The 13,646-nt window shown below is 70.8% G+C and carries 18 protein-coding genes; 3 read left to right on the top strand and 15 right to left on the bottom strand.

Annotated elements, in window-relative coordinates:
• Positions 1 to 1,293 precede the first annotated feature (1,293 nt).
• The 11 genes from ACSF9G_RS07320 to ACSF9G_RS07270 form a co-directional block, all read right to left on the bottom strand.
• Positions 1,294 to 1,926: a phage distal tail protein, Rcc01695 family gene (locus ACSF9G_RS07320; RefSeq protein WP_436640020.1), complete on the bottom strand. Its 633-nt coding sequence runs from the start codon at positions 1,924 to 1,926 to the stop codon at positions 1,294 to 1,296.
• 252 nt (positions 1,927 to 2,178) lie between these two features.
• Positions 2,179 to 2,937, bottom strand: a complete 759-nt coding sequence (locus tag ACSF9G_RS07315) for a PRC-barrel domain-containing protein (RefSeq protein ID WP_436640018.1) — start codon at positions 2,935 to 2,937, stop codon at positions 2,179 to 2,181.
• A gap of 203 nt (positions 2,938 to 3,140) precedes the next feature.
• Positions 3,141 to 3,716: a phage tail tape measure protein gene (locus tag ACSF9G_RS07310; protein WP_436640016.1), complete on the bottom strand. Its 576-nt coding sequence runs from the start codon at positions 3,714 to 3,716 to the stop codon at positions 3,141 to 3,143.
• A 139-nt stretch (positions 3,717 to 3,855) separates the two neighbouring features.
• A complete protein-coding gene (locus ACSF9G_RS07305) occupies positions 3,856 to 4,146 on the bottom strand; it encodes a phage tail assembly chaperone (RefSeq protein ID WP_436642073.1) in 291 nt (96 codons plus the stop codon).
• Positions 4,143 to 4,502: a gene transfer agent family protein gene (locus tag ACSF9G_RS07300; RefSeq protein WP_436640014.1), complete on the bottom strand. Its 360-nt coding sequence runs from the start codon at positions 4,500 to 4,502 to the stop codon at positions 4,143 to 4,145. Before ACSF9G_RS07300 ends, ACSF9G_RS07305 begins: the two co-directional genes overlap by 4 nt.
• 4 nt (positions 4,503 to 4,506) lie before the next feature.
• Positions 4,507 to 4,920 (bottom strand): phage major tail protein, TP901-1 family, encoded by a 414-nt coding sequence (locus tag ACSF9G_RS07295; protein WP_436640012.1) that lies wholly within the window; start codon positions 4,918 to 4,920, stop codon positions 4,507 to 4,509.
• Positions 4,921 to 5,011: 91 nt separating this feature from the next.
• Positions 5,012 to 5,416: a DUF3168 domain-containing protein gene (locus ACSF9G_RS07290; RefSeq protein WP_436640010.1), complete on the bottom strand. Its 405-nt coding sequence runs from the start codon at positions 5,414 to 5,416 to the stop codon at positions 5,012 to 5,014.
• Positions 5,413 to 5,673, bottom strand: a complete 261-nt coding sequence (locus ACSF9G_RS07285; protein WP_436640008.1) for a hypothetical protein — start codon at positions 5,671 to 5,673, stop codon at positions 5,413 to 5,415. Before ACSF9G_RS07285 ends, ACSF9G_RS07290 begins: the two co-directional genes overlap by 4 nt.
• A complete protein-coding gene (locus tag ACSF9G_RS07280; RefSeq protein WP_436640006.1) occupies positions 5,670 to 5,990 on the bottom strand; it encodes a phage head closure protein in 321 nt (106 codons plus the stop codon). The genes ACSF9G_RS07285 and ACSF9G_RS07280 overlap by 4 nt, the downstream gene beginning before the upstream one ends.
• Positions 5,990 to 6,556: a head-tail connector protein gene (locus ACSF9G_RS07275; protein ID WP_436640004.1), complete on the bottom strand. Its 567-nt coding sequence runs from the start codon at positions 6,554 to 6,556 to the stop codon at positions 5,990 to 5,992. Before ACSF9G_RS07275 ends, ACSF9G_RS07280 begins: the two co-directional genes overlap by 1 nt.
• 937 nt (positions 6,557 to 7,493) lie before the next feature.
• Positions 7,494 to 8,771, bottom strand: a complete 1,278-nt coding sequence (locus tag ACSF9G_RS07270) for a phage major capsid protein (RefSeq protein ID WP_436640002.1) — start codon at positions 8,769 to 8,771, stop codon at positions 7,494 to 7,496.
• Between the two features lie 230 nt (positions 8,772 to 9,001).
• Here ACSF9G_RS07270 and ACSF9G_RS07265 point away from each other — a divergent pair, with 230 nt between their 5' ends.
• Together ACSF9G_RS07265 and ACSF9G_RS07260 are read left to right on the top strand one after the other, a co-directional pair.
• Positions 9,002 to 9,292 carry a GIY-YIG nuclease family protein gene (locus tag ACSF9G_RS07265; protein ID WP_436640000.1) on the top strand — a complete coding sequence of 97 codons (291 nt, stop codon included), beginning with the start codon at positions 9,002 to 9,004 and terminating at the stop codon, positions 9,290 to 9,292.
• 184 nt (positions 9,293 to 9,476) lie between these two features.
• Positions 9,477 to 9,767 carry a GIY-YIG nuclease family protein gene (locus ACSF9G_RS07260; RefSeq protein WP_436639998.1) on the top strand — a complete coding sequence of 97 codons (291 nt, stop codon included), beginning with the start codon at positions 9,477 to 9,479 and terminating at the stop codon, positions 9,765 to 9,767.
• Positions 9,768 to 9,996: 229 nt separating this feature from the next.
• Here ACSF9G_RS07260 and ACSF9G_RS07255 read toward each other — a convergent pair whose 3' ends face one another.
• A complete protein-coding gene (locus ACSF9G_RS07255; RefSeq protein ID WP_436639996.1) occupies positions 9,997 to 10,650 on the bottom strand; it encodes an HK97 family phage prohead protease in 654 nt (217 codons plus the stop codon).
• 14 nt (positions 10,651 to 10,664) lie between these two features.
• Between ACSF9G_RS07255 and ACSF9G_RS07250 the strand changes: the two genes are divergently transcribed.
• Positions 10,665 to 11,009: a hypothetical protein gene (locus ACSF9G_RS07250; protein ID WP_436639994.1), complete on the top strand. Its 345-nt coding sequence runs from the start codon at positions 10,665 to 10,667 to the stop codon at positions 11,007 to 11,009.
• Between the two features lie 252 nt (positions 11,010 to 11,261).
• On the opposite strand, the gene ACSF9G_RS07245 is transcribed toward ACSF9G_RS07250, so the two are convergent.
• The 3 genes from ACSF9G_RS07245 to ACSF9G_RS07235 form a co-directional block, all read right to left on the bottom strand.
• On the bottom strand, positions 11,262 to 11,462 hold the full coding sequence (locus ACSF9G_RS07245; RefSeq protein WP_436639992.1) for a hypothetical protein: 201 nt from the start codon (positions 11,460 to 11,462) through the stop codon (positions 11,262 to 11,264).
• On the bottom strand, positions 11,459 to 12,574 hold the full coding sequence (locus ACSF9G_RS07240) for a phage portal protein (RefSeq protein WP_436642071.1): 1,116 nt from the start codon (positions 12,572 to 12,574) through the stop codon (positions 11,459 to 11,461). Before ACSF9G_RS07240 ends, ACSF9G_RS07245 begins: the two co-directional genes overlap by 4 nt.
• A gap of 243 nt (positions 12,575 to 12,817) precedes the next feature.
• The gene (locus ACSF9G_RS07235; RefSeq protein ID WP_261614793.1) at positions 12,818 to 13,612 is read right to left on the bottom strand and encodes an outer membrane protein; all 795 of its coding nucleotides are present in this window, start codon (positions 13,610 to 13,612) and stop codon (positions 12,818 to 12,820) included.
• Positions 13,613 to 13,646: the final 34 nt, after the last annotated feature.

Below are 13,646 nucleotides of genomic sequence, written 5' to 3'. Positions count from 1 at the left end.
GAGCCCCAGGCTCAAGCCTCACGCACCGTACCGCCGTGCCCCCTCCTTCCCGCGTCATGCCCGGGCGTGACCCGGGCACCTCGTGCCACACGCCCGGGATTGCCGGGTCAGGCCCGGCAATGACGGCGGGGGCAGTCGGACGGCGCTGGGCGGCCAGCTTTCGGCATCGACCGCAGCACCAAGGGGACAGGCCGCATGGGTCCCGGATCACATCCGGGACACGAGGCTTTTCGGGTGGCATGGCCGTGCCAAACAGCATGGCCGCGTGCCCCGGACTTGATCCGGGGCCCAAGGGGACGAGCCCCAGGCTCAAGCCTCACGCACCGTACCGCCGTGCCCTCCCCCTTCCCGCGTCATGCCCGGTAATGACGATCAGGGGCAGTCGGACCGCACTGGGCGGCCTGCTTTCGGCATCGACCGCAGCACCAAGGGGACAGGCCGCATGGGTCCCGGATCACATCCGGGACACGGCGCTGCGGCATTCGGCACGGTGGCGGACACACAAAAGACCTCGTGCTCCGGACTTGATCCGGAGCCCAGGGGGACGAGGCCCCAGGCTCAAGCCTCACGCTTCGCATCGCCGTGCCTTCCCCTTCCCGCGTCATGCCCGGGCGTGACCCGGGCACCTCGTACCACACGCCCGGGATTGCCGGGTCAGGCCCGGCAATGACGGGCGGGGGCAGTCGGACGGCGCTGGGCGGCCAGCTTTCGGCATCGACCGCAGCAAAACGCGGACAGGCCGCATGGGTCCCGGATCAAGTCCGGGACACGATGCTTTTCGGGTGGCATGGCCGTGCCAAACAGCATGGCCGCGTGCCCCGGACTTGATCCGGGGCCCAAGGGGACGAACCCCAGACTCAAGCCTCACCCACTGTACCGCCGTGCCCTCCCCCTTCCCGCGTCATGCCCGGGCGTGACCCGGGCACCTCGTGCCACACGCCCGGGATTGCCGGGTCAGGCCCGGCAATGACGGGCGGGGGCAGTCGGACGGCGCTGGGCGGCCAGCTTTCGGCATCGACCGCAGCAAAACGCGGACAGGCCGCATGGGTCCCGGATCAAGTCCGGGACACGGCGCTGCGGCATTCGGCACGGTGGCGGACACACAAAAGACCTCGTGCCCCGGACTTGATCCGGGGCCCAAGGGGACGAACCCCGGGCTCAAGCCTCACCCACTGTACCGCCGTGCCCTCCCCCTTCCCGCGTCATGCCCGGTAGTGACGATCAGGGGCAGTCGGACCGCACTGGGCGGCCTGCGTTCGGTATCGATCGCAGCGCCCCACCAAAACGCGCCGCCTAGATGCGGATCTCCACCACCGGGATCTGCGGAATGGCGCCGTGGCGGACGCTTGCGAGGTCGACGCCGATGACATCGGTGTCGAAGCGCACCGGCACGTCGAACTCGAACCCGGCGGTGACCGAGGCGTCCACCTCCGGCGGGCTGACGAAGGCGACGCGGCCGGTGGTGACGTCGACGGCGAAATCCGTCACCGGAGCCAGCTCGATGCCGGCGACGGCGACGCGGACCGTGCCGGCGACCGGCTTGGCGATCGTGCGCGTCCAGGGCAGGTGCGCGGCGCCGTAGACCTTGACGAGCTGGAACTCCGTCTCGACGCCGTCGCCGGTGCCGATGGCCTGGTCGGCGGGCGTGGGCACGGCCAGCGGCGCGCAGGACTTGTAGTCGGCCCAGTCCTTCCAGCGAAACCCGTGGGCGCGGCCGCGGCGCTCCTCGAAGAAGGTGATGACGGCGTGCAGCGCGTCGGCGTCCTTGATGCCGGTGCCGGCGTCGTAGCGCCGGCGCGACTCGGCCCATTGCTGGTTGCGTGCCTCATGGCCGGAGGCGAGCGCGACGACCTGCGTGCGCCGCTCGGGGCCGCCGGTCGAGCCGCGCGAGACATCGGCGGGAAATCGGATCTCGTGAAAGCTCATGGGCACATCCTGCGCGGACCGGACGGGCTTCGGCCCGTCCACTTAGGGCCCCGCACACGGGGCCCCGCTAACGGAAGACCGAAAAAAGCCGACCTCCGAAAGAAAGGAGGCCGGCTTCGGAAGTTGCGGGCGGCGACACCGGAACGGGGTTCCGGGCGCCGCCCGGCACACGGCGTGGCGCGATCGGGGGCATGAACGGGGTCGGCCCGATGGGGCCGTTGATCACGCCGCGCCGCGGGCGGGGACCAGCGTCTATTCGGCGGCGGCCGGCTTGTCGGCCGGGGTGCCGGGCTCGGCGTTCAGCCGGTCGGCCCGGGTCTCGGCGTCGCCGTTGCCGATGGCGCGCAGCCGCGCCTGCAGATCGCCCCTGTCGCGGAAGGCCGGCGCGTTCTCGAGCTGTTCGCGGCTCAGCATCACCACGGCGACCTCCTGCTCGGGCTGGAAGTCGAACTCGCGCCAGTTCACGGCGACGTCCTTGGCGCCGATCCCCAGGAAGCCGCCCACCGAGACGATGCCGGCGACGACGCGGTTGCGCCTGTCGATGACGAGCGCGTCGAGGGTGCCGATCGACTCGTCCTCGGGGTTGCGGACGTCCATGCCGATGAACGTGTCGGAGGCGACCTGCCCGGTCTTCTGGGCGGTCAGGATCGGCTCGGCCGGCAATCCGTCGGCACTCGCCGGGGCGCTCGCGGGAGCCCGCGCGGCGGCGGCCGGGTCACGCTGGCCCGATTGCGCCTGCCCAGGCTGCGCCTGAGACTTCGGCGCCGTCATCTCGTCGGTCAGCGTGTTCTTCAGCGTCGGCGCGTCGCTGTCCATCGCCGTGCCGCCCTCGGCACCGCTCTCGATGCCATTTCCGGGGGCCTGCATCGTATCGCCGTTCTGCTCGACGGCGGCGGGCGGTTCAGTGGTCTGGCTGGTGTCGGACTGCGTGCCCGACTGGGCGAAAGCGGGCGCGGCGAGCGCGAGGGCGAGTGCCGAGCCGGCGAGGAAACGGATGGGTCGTGCGGTCATGGTCATCTCCTGGTTTCGTGCCGGCGGCACGAGGCCGCCGGACATGAATCGGATCGCGTTCTGTCTCGAACGTGGCCCATCAACGCGGCACCGGATGCGACGTTCCGAAATTTCAATCACAGAATGTTACATCATTGAAAATTATAAACTTTTCGCCACTTCGCCGCCCAATCCCCGCCGCATTGGCGCCGCATTGAAGCGCGTCAGCGGTTGCGGACGCCGCGCTGGACGGTGCGCGACAGATCGGCGGCGATCTGGCCGCGGGCGCGGCGGAAGCCGTCCACGTCCGGCGTCTGGATGTTGAAGGTGACATGGACCGCTCCGCCACCCTCTGCCGCCACGCCGAGGCGGCCGTCGGAACCGCGCCGCAAGGGCAGGATCGCCTCCGGCCCGGCCTCGCCGACGAGGCCCAGACCACGTCCGGATCCGCCGCCGAGGGCGAACAGGCTCGGCTGCGAGACGACGCCGCCGGCGGCGAACGGCGTGAGCACGCCGCCGTTGGCGAACCCCAGCGCGCCCTGCACCGCCGCGCCGAGCGCGGCGGCAAGGCCCTGCTCCAGCGGCCGCAGCGCCGCGTTTAGCACCAGCCGCGACAGCCGCAGGGCGAGATCGCGCAGCACGTCGCCGAGCGACCGGCCCTTCAGCGCCGCGCTTTCGAACGCGCCCGTCAGCGCCGCGCCGAAGCCGCGGGCAAGCCGCGTCGCCTCCTCCATGTCGGCGCGAAAGGCCGAGATGTCGGCATCCACATGGACGGTCAGTGTGTCGTCGGTTTCGGGCATGGCGTGTTCCGTTCGTTGTCCGTTGGCGTGGCTTTTGCGCGGCGCGGCGCTGCGACCCGTGGCACGGTGTCGATCCCCTAACGGGCCTCGTGCCCTGGACTTGATCCAGGGCCCAGGGCCATACGACGGCCCCTCGTGATCAGTCCGGGAACCGCGCCATCAGCGCGGCGAGATCGGCGCGGGTCGGCGCGTATGCCAGAGCATGCGACGACGACAGCCAGCCGGCGGCGAGGGCCAGCTCGCGTGGCGTCGCCGCCCAGGCCTGGCGCGGGCTCAGTCCCAGCACGGCGACCGCGAAGCCGAGCAGCGCCCCCCAGGGAAACCGCCGCTCGGGCGGCGTGGCGCCCCCCTGTGAACCAGTGTCGTTTGAATCAGCGTTGTGTGAACTATCGGCGGGCCGGTCGGCGGACGGATCGGTGGCGCCGGTCAGCCCGCCGCCGTAGGGTTTGGCGCGCCGCCGTCCGGATCGGCCGTCGATGCCGCGCCGAAGGTCGCTTCCAGCAGGTCGGCGACGAGGCCGACATAGGCGGCCGCGCCGCCGTCGATCGGCAGCCGCGCCACCTCGGCGTCGGTGATCTCGTGCCCCGCCCCGCGCAGGCCGGCGCCGATGATCGCGATCGCCTCGCGCGACGACAGCCGGCCGGCCTCAAAACGGGCGGCCAGCGCCATCAGGTCGCCGGCGCCCAGCGCCGCCTCCAGTTCGGCGAGGGCGCCGAGGGTGAGACACAGCGTCAGGTCGCGCCCGCCGAGACGGGCGGAAATCTCGCCGCGAAGGGGATTGGCCATGGCCCTACACCGCCGCGAAGGTCAGTTCGCCGGCGGATTCCAGCGCCATGTCGAAGGTCAGCTCGCCGTCGTGGCGGCCGGAGAACTCCAGCGCGGTGATCTGGAACGGGCCGGCGATGATGCCGAAATCGGGGATCGTCACCTGGAAGGCGCGGATCGCCCCGTCGAAAAAGAGCTGGCGCATCAGCGCGTCCGACTGGGCGTCGCGGAACAGGCCGGCGCCGGTGATCGACGCCCGCTTGATGCCGCCGCCCGCCAGCAACTCGCGCCACTCGCCGGCCGACTCCATGTCGGTCACGTCGACGCTCTGGGCGTTCAGGCCGAGCGTGCGGGTTCGCAGGCCGGCAACGGTGACGAAGGTGCCGACCCCGTCGGAGTCGATCTTCAAGAGCAGGTCCCTGCCTTTCTGGGCGGCCATCGGTGTCTCCGTGGTGTGGATGGGTCGGTGTTGGTTCCGCGCGGCGTCCCACACGCCCGCATTCCCTATCGGCGGCGCCGGCGCGTCGCGCCTAGTCCGCTTCCGTCACGGCGCGCACGCGCATCAGGCCGCGCCAGGTGGCGCCGTCGGCCTGGCGGCGGGCCTCGGTGCGTTCGACGGCGAGATTGATCAGGCGGTGGCCGGCCAGCGCCAGCGCAGCGTTGTCGAGCACGGCGGTGACGGCGCCGAGGATCTCCAGCGCCTGGCGCCGGCCGCCCTGGCGCGACCACACCAGCAGCGTCGCATAGTGCTCCTGCCGCTCGCCGGAGACGTCGCCGTAGTCGAGCGAGGTCAGATCGGCGAGGCTCACGTGCGGAAAGCCGGCGCCCTGCGGCGCGCCGTCATGGATCGCCTGGCCGCCGAGCAGCGCGGTCAGCGGCGCGTCGGCGCGCAGCGCGGCGACCAGCGCCGATTGCAGCGCCAGCGCCGCGCTCATCGGGTGCCACCCCTGTAGGTTCCACCCCTGCGGGTGCCGCCCAGAGGGGCGCGCGGCTCGGGCCGCGGCGTCACCCGCAGGTCGCCCGCCTCGCCGCGCGGCGCGGCGATGTCGCGATGGTCCTTGAACCGGCCTTCCAGGCGCGGCGGGCGGGCGATCTCGGGGCCAGCCTCCAGCGCTTTCTCCAGGCCCGTCTCGAGGCGGCGGGCGAGCGTGCCGGGCGCATCGGCGCCGGTCAGGCGGATCCTGAGCTTCATGCGGGGGTCTCCTCACACAGGCAGTCGAGGTAGCGGTGGCGCTCCTCGCGGTCGATCAGGCCGCGGATCTCGAAGACCCGCGTGCCGAAGGAAAGGCGCATGGCGGGACCGACGTCCGGTCGCCAGCGGATGGTGACGCGAATATCGACGGCCGCCTCGATGCGCTCCGCTTCGACGCGCTCGGACGCGCGCAGGGGCTCGACGCGCGCCCACAGGGTGGCCACGTCCTGCCAGCTTCGCGTCGTGCCGCCTGCGCCGTCGTCGGCATCGACCGGCGCCTGCAGCGTGACGCGGCTGCGCAGCCTGCCGAGCGGCATCACAGGCTCACCGCCCGGTAGGGGGCGATCAGCGCGGCGACCGTGCCTGGCACCTGCGCCACCGGCCCGCCGAAGGCGACGGGCTCGCGGGTCTCGTACCAGTGGGCGACGAGCTGCCGGATCGCCTGGACGAGCGGCGCGGGCACGTCGGCGGGGTCGCCATAGCCGGCGGTGAAGTCGAACTCGACGCCGTTGAAGGCGGCGCCCGGCGCCACCGTGTCGCGCACCATCAGGCGGGCGGGAAACGACGAGACGTCTGCGACATAGGCGGACGGATCGAGGACGGCGGGCGTGCCGTCGCGGTCATAGACCGTGACCGCATCTATGGCGGCAACCGGCGACAGCGGGATCTCGACCGTGCGCCCGGGCGGCCAGCCGTCAAGCACGAGCCGCCAGGCCTGCGTCACCAGCACCCGGCGGATGGCCGCCTCCACGTGCAGCCGGGCCGCCGCGATCAGCGTGCCGATCAACGCGTCTTCGTCGGTGTGTTCGACCTTGAGGAAGGCTTTGGCGTCGGCGAGCGACAGCGGCTCGGCCGCCGGCGGCGTGACGAGGATCAGGGTCATGAGGGTCTCCTGAGAGGCCGGGACGACGGGCGCTCGCGAAGGGCGTCGGAGCCGCGGTCCCTGTCGGCGGCGACGCCGCACTGAGGAGCCGAATGGGTCCCGGATCACGTCCGGGACACGCGGCTGTCCGGTTGGCACGGCCGTGGCCAAAACCAGGGCCTCGGGCCACAAGCCTGCCCCGGAGCCCAAGGGCCGGGGCCACGGCACTGGGGCCGCAGGCCGGATCGCCGTGTCCCCTCCATTCCCCGCGTCATGCCCGGGCTTGACCCGGGCATCTCGTGCCATACGCCCGGGATTGCCGGATCAGGCCCGGCAATGACGTAAAGGGGGGGCGGCCCCACGCTTTGCGGGCCCGCGTTCCCTATCGGCGGCGACGCCGCGCCGAGGCGCCGAATGGGTCCCGGATCACGTCCGGGACACGCGGCTGTTCGGGTGGCACGGCAGAGCCCCGATCACAGGTGGTGTTTTCCGGGCGTGCTTGGGGCTCGCTCCGGAACGCGGGGGCAGGTTCCCGGGCCTAGGGGCCGCAGGCCGGATTGCCGGGTCCCCTCCATTCCCCGCGTCATGCCCGGGCTTGACCCGGGCATCTCGTGCCATACGCCCGGGATTGCCGGATCAGGCCCGGCAATGACGTAAAGGGGGGGCGGCCCCACGCTTTGCGGGCCCGCGTTCCCTATCGGCGGCGACGCCGCACTGAGGCGCCGAATGGGTCCCGGATCACGTCCGGGACACGCGGCTGTCCGGTTGGCACGGCAGTTTCCCCTCTCCCCCCTTGCGGGGGAGAGATGGAGAGGGGGGTCGGCGCGGCGCGCCAAGGGCTTGGCCCTCTAAGGACATAGTCCTGTCAGGGCCTTGCCCTGCAAGAGCCTTGCCCCGATAGCGCCGCGCCCGGCAGGAAGACACTGCCCGGCGGCCGCGCCGGGCGAGCGCTCCCGCCTCAGCTCACGCCGAACTTCATCAGCTTGATGGCGTCGAAGTCCTGGACGCCGCCGCCGACGCGCTTGGTCGTGTAGAACAGCACGTAGGGCTTGGAGGAATAGGGATCGCGCAGGATGCGCACGCCGAGCCGGTCGACCACCAGATAGCCGCGGCGGAAATCGCCGAAGGCGATAGCCTGCGTGTCCGAGCCGATGTCCGGCACGTCCTCGGCTTCGGCTACGGGGAAGTTGAGCAGCGAGGCGGTGCCGCCGGCCTGGGCGGCGGGCTGCCAGATGTAGTTGCCGTCGGCGTCCTTGATCTTGCGGATCTCGCCCTGGGTGCGCCGGTTCATCACCCAGGTGGCGTTCTGCCGGTAGCCGGCCTTCAGGGCGTAGACCAGGTCGATCAGCACGTCGGAGGGATCGGAGGCCGGGAAATCGCCGTCGACGCCGGTGGCGACATAGCCGAGATTGCCCCAGCTCCAGGAGCCCTCGGCGACGGTTGCATATGCAAGAAATCCCTTCGGCTTGTTGCTGCCGTCGCCGGATACGAAGGCCGCGCCCTCCTGCTCGGCGAAGGCGGCCTGCACCTCGCCAGCGATCCACTCGTCGATATTGACGGCGGAGTCGTCCAAGAGCGTCTGGGTCGCCGCCGGCATGGCGTAGAGCTCCATCGCCGGGAAGGTGAGCTCGGCCAGCGTGGCGCTGTTGGTCTCGGGCCGCGCCGCCGTCTCGCCGACCCAGCCCGTGGCCGGCCCGGTGATGGCGAAGGGCTTCTTGTAGACCGAGGCCGAGATCTCGCGCACCCCGGCGATAGCCCGGATCGGCGAGGCCCGCGACAGCATCCGGCCGATCTCGCGCTCGGTCTCGTCGGGCACGAGATAGCCGCCGTCGGGATCGGACGACACCGACATGGCCTTGGCCTCGAGCGCGCGCAGCTGGCCCTCGGCGCCGTGCCGCACATAGCCCTCGAAGGCCGCTGTGTGCTGCAGCGCCGACAGCGAGGCCTCCGGCCGCTCGCCCGACAGCGGCGGGCGGCGCGACTTCAGCACCAGCCCATCGACCAGCCGCTTGTGCTCGTCGAGGGCGCGGTTGATGCGCTCCATCTTCTCCGTCGTCACCACGTCGGCGGAGACGCGGCTTTCGATCTGCGCCAGGCGCTCGTCGTTGGCCTCCTTGAAGGCCTCGAAGGCGGCCATGAACTCGTCGAAGGCCTCCACCACCTCCAGGCTGGTCGGCCCGGCGGCGATCTCTTCGCCTTCCTTGCGGGAGCGGGGGCGCGCGAAATGTCGTGTCATGTGTCGGGGTTCCTGGTTCGGGGTTTCAGAAATACGGGACGGCTCGGGACAACAGCGCGGCCGCATGGGCCCTGGATCAAGTCCAGGGCACGCAGCTTTGGTTTGCTGAGCGCGTGGGGCCAGACAACCGCCACGGCAACGCAGTCGTCCTTGGTGGCTAGGCGTCTGCACCACGAAGAACCGCGTGCCCTGGACTTGATCCAGGGCCCAGTGCCGCCTTTGCTTCACCGATGGACGGCTATTGGGTGTACATCCTGGCGAGCCGGCGACGCGGCACGCTCTATATCGGCGTCACCGCCAACATCGCGCGGCGCATTTTCGAGCATCGAAGCGGTCTCGCCGACGGGTACACCCGCAAGTACGACGTAAAGCGTCTCGTCCATGCCGAGCCGTTCGCCGACCTCGACGCCGCCCGCCGCCGCGAGCACCAGCTGAAAGGCTGGCGCCGGCACTGGAAGATCGCTCTGATCGAGACGGCCAATCCCGACTGGGACGACCTGTTCGAACGCTTCAACCACTGAGACCGCCGCCACCGCACCGTGGGCCCTGGATCAAGTCCAGGGCACGAGGCTTCGGTTTGCCGAGCGCGTGGGGCCAGACAACCGCCACGGCAACGCAGTCGTCCTTGGTGGCTAGGCGTCTGCACCACGAAGAACCGCGTGCCCTGGACTTGATCCAGGGCCCAGTGCCGCCTTTGCTTCACCGATGGACGGCTATTGGGTGTACATCCTGGCGAGCCGGCGACGCGGCACGCTCTATATCGGCGTCACCGCCAACATCGCGCGGCGCATTTTCGAGCATCGAAGCGGTCTCGCCGACGGGTACACCCGCAAGTACGACGTAAAGCGTCTCGTCCATGCCGAGCCGTTCGCCGACCTCGACGCCGCCCGCCGCCGCGAGCACCAGCTGAAAGGCTGGCGCCGGCACTGGAAGATCACCCTGATCGAGACGGCCAATCCCGACTGGGACGACCTGTTCGATCGCTTCAACCACTGAGCCTCCCGCCACCGCCTCATGGGCCCTGGATCAAGTCCAGGGCACGAGGCCTGTCGCGAGGCAAAGGCGGTGCGTTACAGCAGGCACAGACGAACAGCCCCCCGTTATGCGGCACGACCCTGGCGGCAAACCGAAGCCGCGTGCCCTGGACTTGATCCAGGGCCCATGCGGCCTTTGCTTCACGGATGGACGGCTATCGGGTCTACATCCTGGCGAGCCAGGCGGCGCGTCAGCGGGGGGCCATCCGGGCGGCGGCTCGGCGGATGGCGGCGGCGATGGCGCCTCCCCCCTCAAGCGGTCCGGGTGCCCCGGGCGCCCACGGCGATCGCTTGACCGCGTCGATGCGCGCCTCGGGCAGCATCGGGAAGGTGACGACGGAGACCTCCCACAGATCGATCTCGGACAGGCGGCGGATGCCGGTCTTCGGATCGGTGCGGCCCTTCACCGTGCGAAAGCCTATGGACAGGCCGTCGAGCGCGCCGGCGCGCATCAGCGACAGGACTTCGCGGGCGCGCGCCACCTCGGGCATCAGGCGGCCGCGGGCATAGAGCCCGACGCCGTCCTCGGCCAGCTCCTGCCAGACGCCGATCGGCTCGGCGGGATCGTGCTGGAACAGCATTTTGACCCCGGCGACGCCGCGCGCCGCCAGGCTGCGCGAGAACGCGCCGGGCTCCACCAGGTCGCCGCCGAGATCGGCCTTGCCGAAGATCGAGGCGTAGCCCGAGAAGGAGCCGTCCGCCGCCACCGATTTCAGGTCGACCGGGGCGAACTTGCGCTCGCGCCCGATCGGGTCGTCACCGTCGCGGCCGTCGTACCTGTCGCGAGAGACATTCCGGGCGGACGGGCCCCGGCGACGCGGCGCCCCGCTCCTACTCCTGGTCATGCGGATCTCCGTTTGTGCTTTCGGGTCGCGGCGACGAGACCGGCCAGCGTCTCGGCGAAATCGGCAAAGACGCGGGCGTGGTCGTCGCGGACAGGGTCCTGGCGCGGGTGATTTGCGGCACGGCCGTCAGCGGCGCACCGGTCGGTCGTCCTGGGCATCGGCGGGTCCTGTCGGTATCGGGCGACGGCAGGCGCGGACTGGCGCCGGCCCACCCCAACGGCGGCCAACTCGGGGTTTCTGCCGGTTTCCTCTGGGAAAGGGGCAGGGATACCTCCGGCATCTCATCCGGCGATTATTTGCGCACCAAAGAATCAAAAAGCGGATGCTTTTTATTACCCTACGTCATGAATAAGAAATAAACCGGCTATTCATAATAGAACAAACAGCGATCAATCCACGCAGAATTGGAGAACGTGACCAGACTTTAAGCAGTATTTGCCTAATCATTCGGCGGCTTCGCCGGGCAGGACCGGGACCGCCATACCGGCCATTTCGGTGGTGGGACGGGCCGTCTACCAGCCGATACGCACCCTGTGACGCCTCGGATTGACGTTTCGGCAATGGGCCACGCGCCGGTCGGCGACCGGGGTGGGACGGGCTTGCCCACCCGGTCATTCGCGGCCGCGGATCAGCCGGTCGACGCGGGCGAGCGCGGTGACGAACTCCTCGAAGCGGCGGTTGGACCGCGCCAGTTCCCTGAGCGCGTGCCAGGACAGGGCGCTGGCGGCCCCCGCCCACAGGAACAGCGCCAGGTGGGCCAGATCCCCGCGGGCGATGACGGCGTCGAGCACCCGGTCCAGCGCCTCGGTCATTCGCGCACCCCGTAGCCCACCGCCAGACGCTTCTCGTCGTCGGTGAGGAAATCGGCGGCGGTGAGCCGCGACCACAGCGCCGCGCGGTCGGCCGACAGGGCATCGATCGCGTCGACGTCGCCGGACAGCCGGAGCCCGTCGCCGAAGACGGGCGCCAGCCAGTGTGCCAGCGCCTGGGCGGTGCGGCCGACCAGCGGCAGCACGGTCTGGCGCCACAGCGCGCGGTTGGCCTCGGCGTAGTTCGCATAGGTGTTGTCGCCGGGAATGCCGAGCAGCATCGGCGGCACGCCGAAGGCCAGCGCGATGTCGCGGGCGGCCTCGCGGCGCGCCTCGATGAAATCCATGTCGCGCGGCGAAATGCCCATCGCCTGCCAGGCGAGCCCGCCTTCCAGCAACAGCGGCCGGCCGGCATTGGCGGCGCCCTGGTAGTGGTCCTCCAGCTCCGTCTTCAGACGCTCGAACTGGTCGAGGCTCAGGCTGCCCTCGCCTTCGAAGACCAGCGCGCCGGAGGGCCGGGCGGCGTTGTCGAGCAGCGCCTTGTTCCAGGCGCCGTAGGCGTTGTGCAGGTCGAGCGCGGTGCCGGCGGCCTCCAGCGGGCCGAGGCCGTAATGGTCGTCGGCGGGATGGAACAGCGACAGGTGCAGGACCGGCGGCTGGTGCTGGGTCTGGTCGAAACGCACCGAGCGGCCGTTGACGGTGTATTCGTAGCCGTCCGGCCAGCCGTCCGGGCCGGGCACCACCTTCATCCGGTCGGGCCGCAGCGCGTGCAGCTCGCGGATCTCGCCGTCGACGCCGGCCGCCTCGACATAGGCGTTGCCGGCCACCAGCAGGTAGCCGTAGACCGCCTCCATCAGCGCCTGGCCGGACTGGCGGGCGTTGGGACGGGCGAGCAGGTCGAGCAGCGGATGGCGGTCGCGTTCGCCGTCGCCCTCGTGCAGGAGCCAGGGCACCGAGGCGGCGGACTCGGAGACCAGCCGCACGCAGCGATGGACCACCGGGTTCTTCTGGACGCCCTCGCGGGCGAGCGCGGCATAGTCGCGCGGCGTCCACACCGGCTGGCCCTGGGCGTGGAAGGCGATCAGCCGGCCGGTCGCCGAGGCCTTGGCCTCCATCGGTGTGGGGGGCGGTGTGGGGGGCGGTATGGAGGGCGTCGCGGACGGCCGGGACCGGCCGCCGAACAGGCGGGCGAGAAAAGTGTCGAACGATAACACGGGGAGCCTCGCGGATAACGCGCCGGGCGCGGCGGGAACCGTCGCGCGGGCAAAAAAAACGGGCCGGCGCGATGGCCGGCCCTCGGAGAAGGCTGTTGCCCAGATCAGTACAGGCCGGCGGGGTCTCGCCCCGCCGCCGGCGCCTCAGTAGGAGCTGAAGCGGTAGTTGACGCCGACGCGGACGATGCTGCCGGTGGTGTCGAAGCTCTGCGTCACCGCGAAGGGCGGGTTGGGCGCACGCGGCGGCGCGACGTAGTCGAGGTCGCCGAGATCGAAGTACAGGTATTCCGCCTTGACCGACCAGTTCGGGGCAAAGGCCCATTCGGCGCCGGCGCCCACGGTCCAGCCCGTCGCCGTCTCCGACGCCGAGGCGCCATACTGGAACGGCGGCGCGGGGGTGAACGACGTGAACGTCCTGTAGCTTACGTCGGCGACGGCGAGACCGCCGGTCGCGTACAGCAGCATTTCCGGGGTCGCCAGGAAGCCGGCGCGGACGCGCACGGTGCCGAACCAGTCGATGTCACCGGACTGGTTCTGGAACCAGCCGGGCACGGCCGGCCCGCCGAACAGCGACAGCGGCGCCACGCGCTCGCTGCCGTCCATGCCGGACCAGGAAATGTCGGCCTCGACGCCGCCGACGAAGCCCCCGCTCTGCCAGTTGAAGCCCCCCTGCACGCCGCCCAGGAACCCGTCCAGGTCGGTCGACGCGGAGAACGGATTGGCCCCGAACGCCGCAGGATTGGGCCGATAGGAGGTGGTGCCGTCGCCGCTGGCCCAGCCATAGCCGGCGTGGGCGCCGATATAGAAGCCGGTCCAGTCGATGGTCGGCACCACGGGAATCACTTCCGGCGGCGGCGTGTAGATGTCGGCCGCCTGGGCCATGCCCGCCGTCACGACGAGACCGGCCGCGACAGCGGTAGTGCGGATCAACGCGTGCATTGACGCCCCCTTCTCGCTTGTCCTTTGTCGCCTG

The organism is Microbaculum mangrovi (assembly GCF_051390635.1).
GTDB lineage: Bacteria > Pseudomonadota > Alphaproteobacteria > Rhizobiales > Tepidamorphaceae > Microbaculum.
This window is presented reverse-complemented; position numbering and strand designations above follow the sequence as displayed.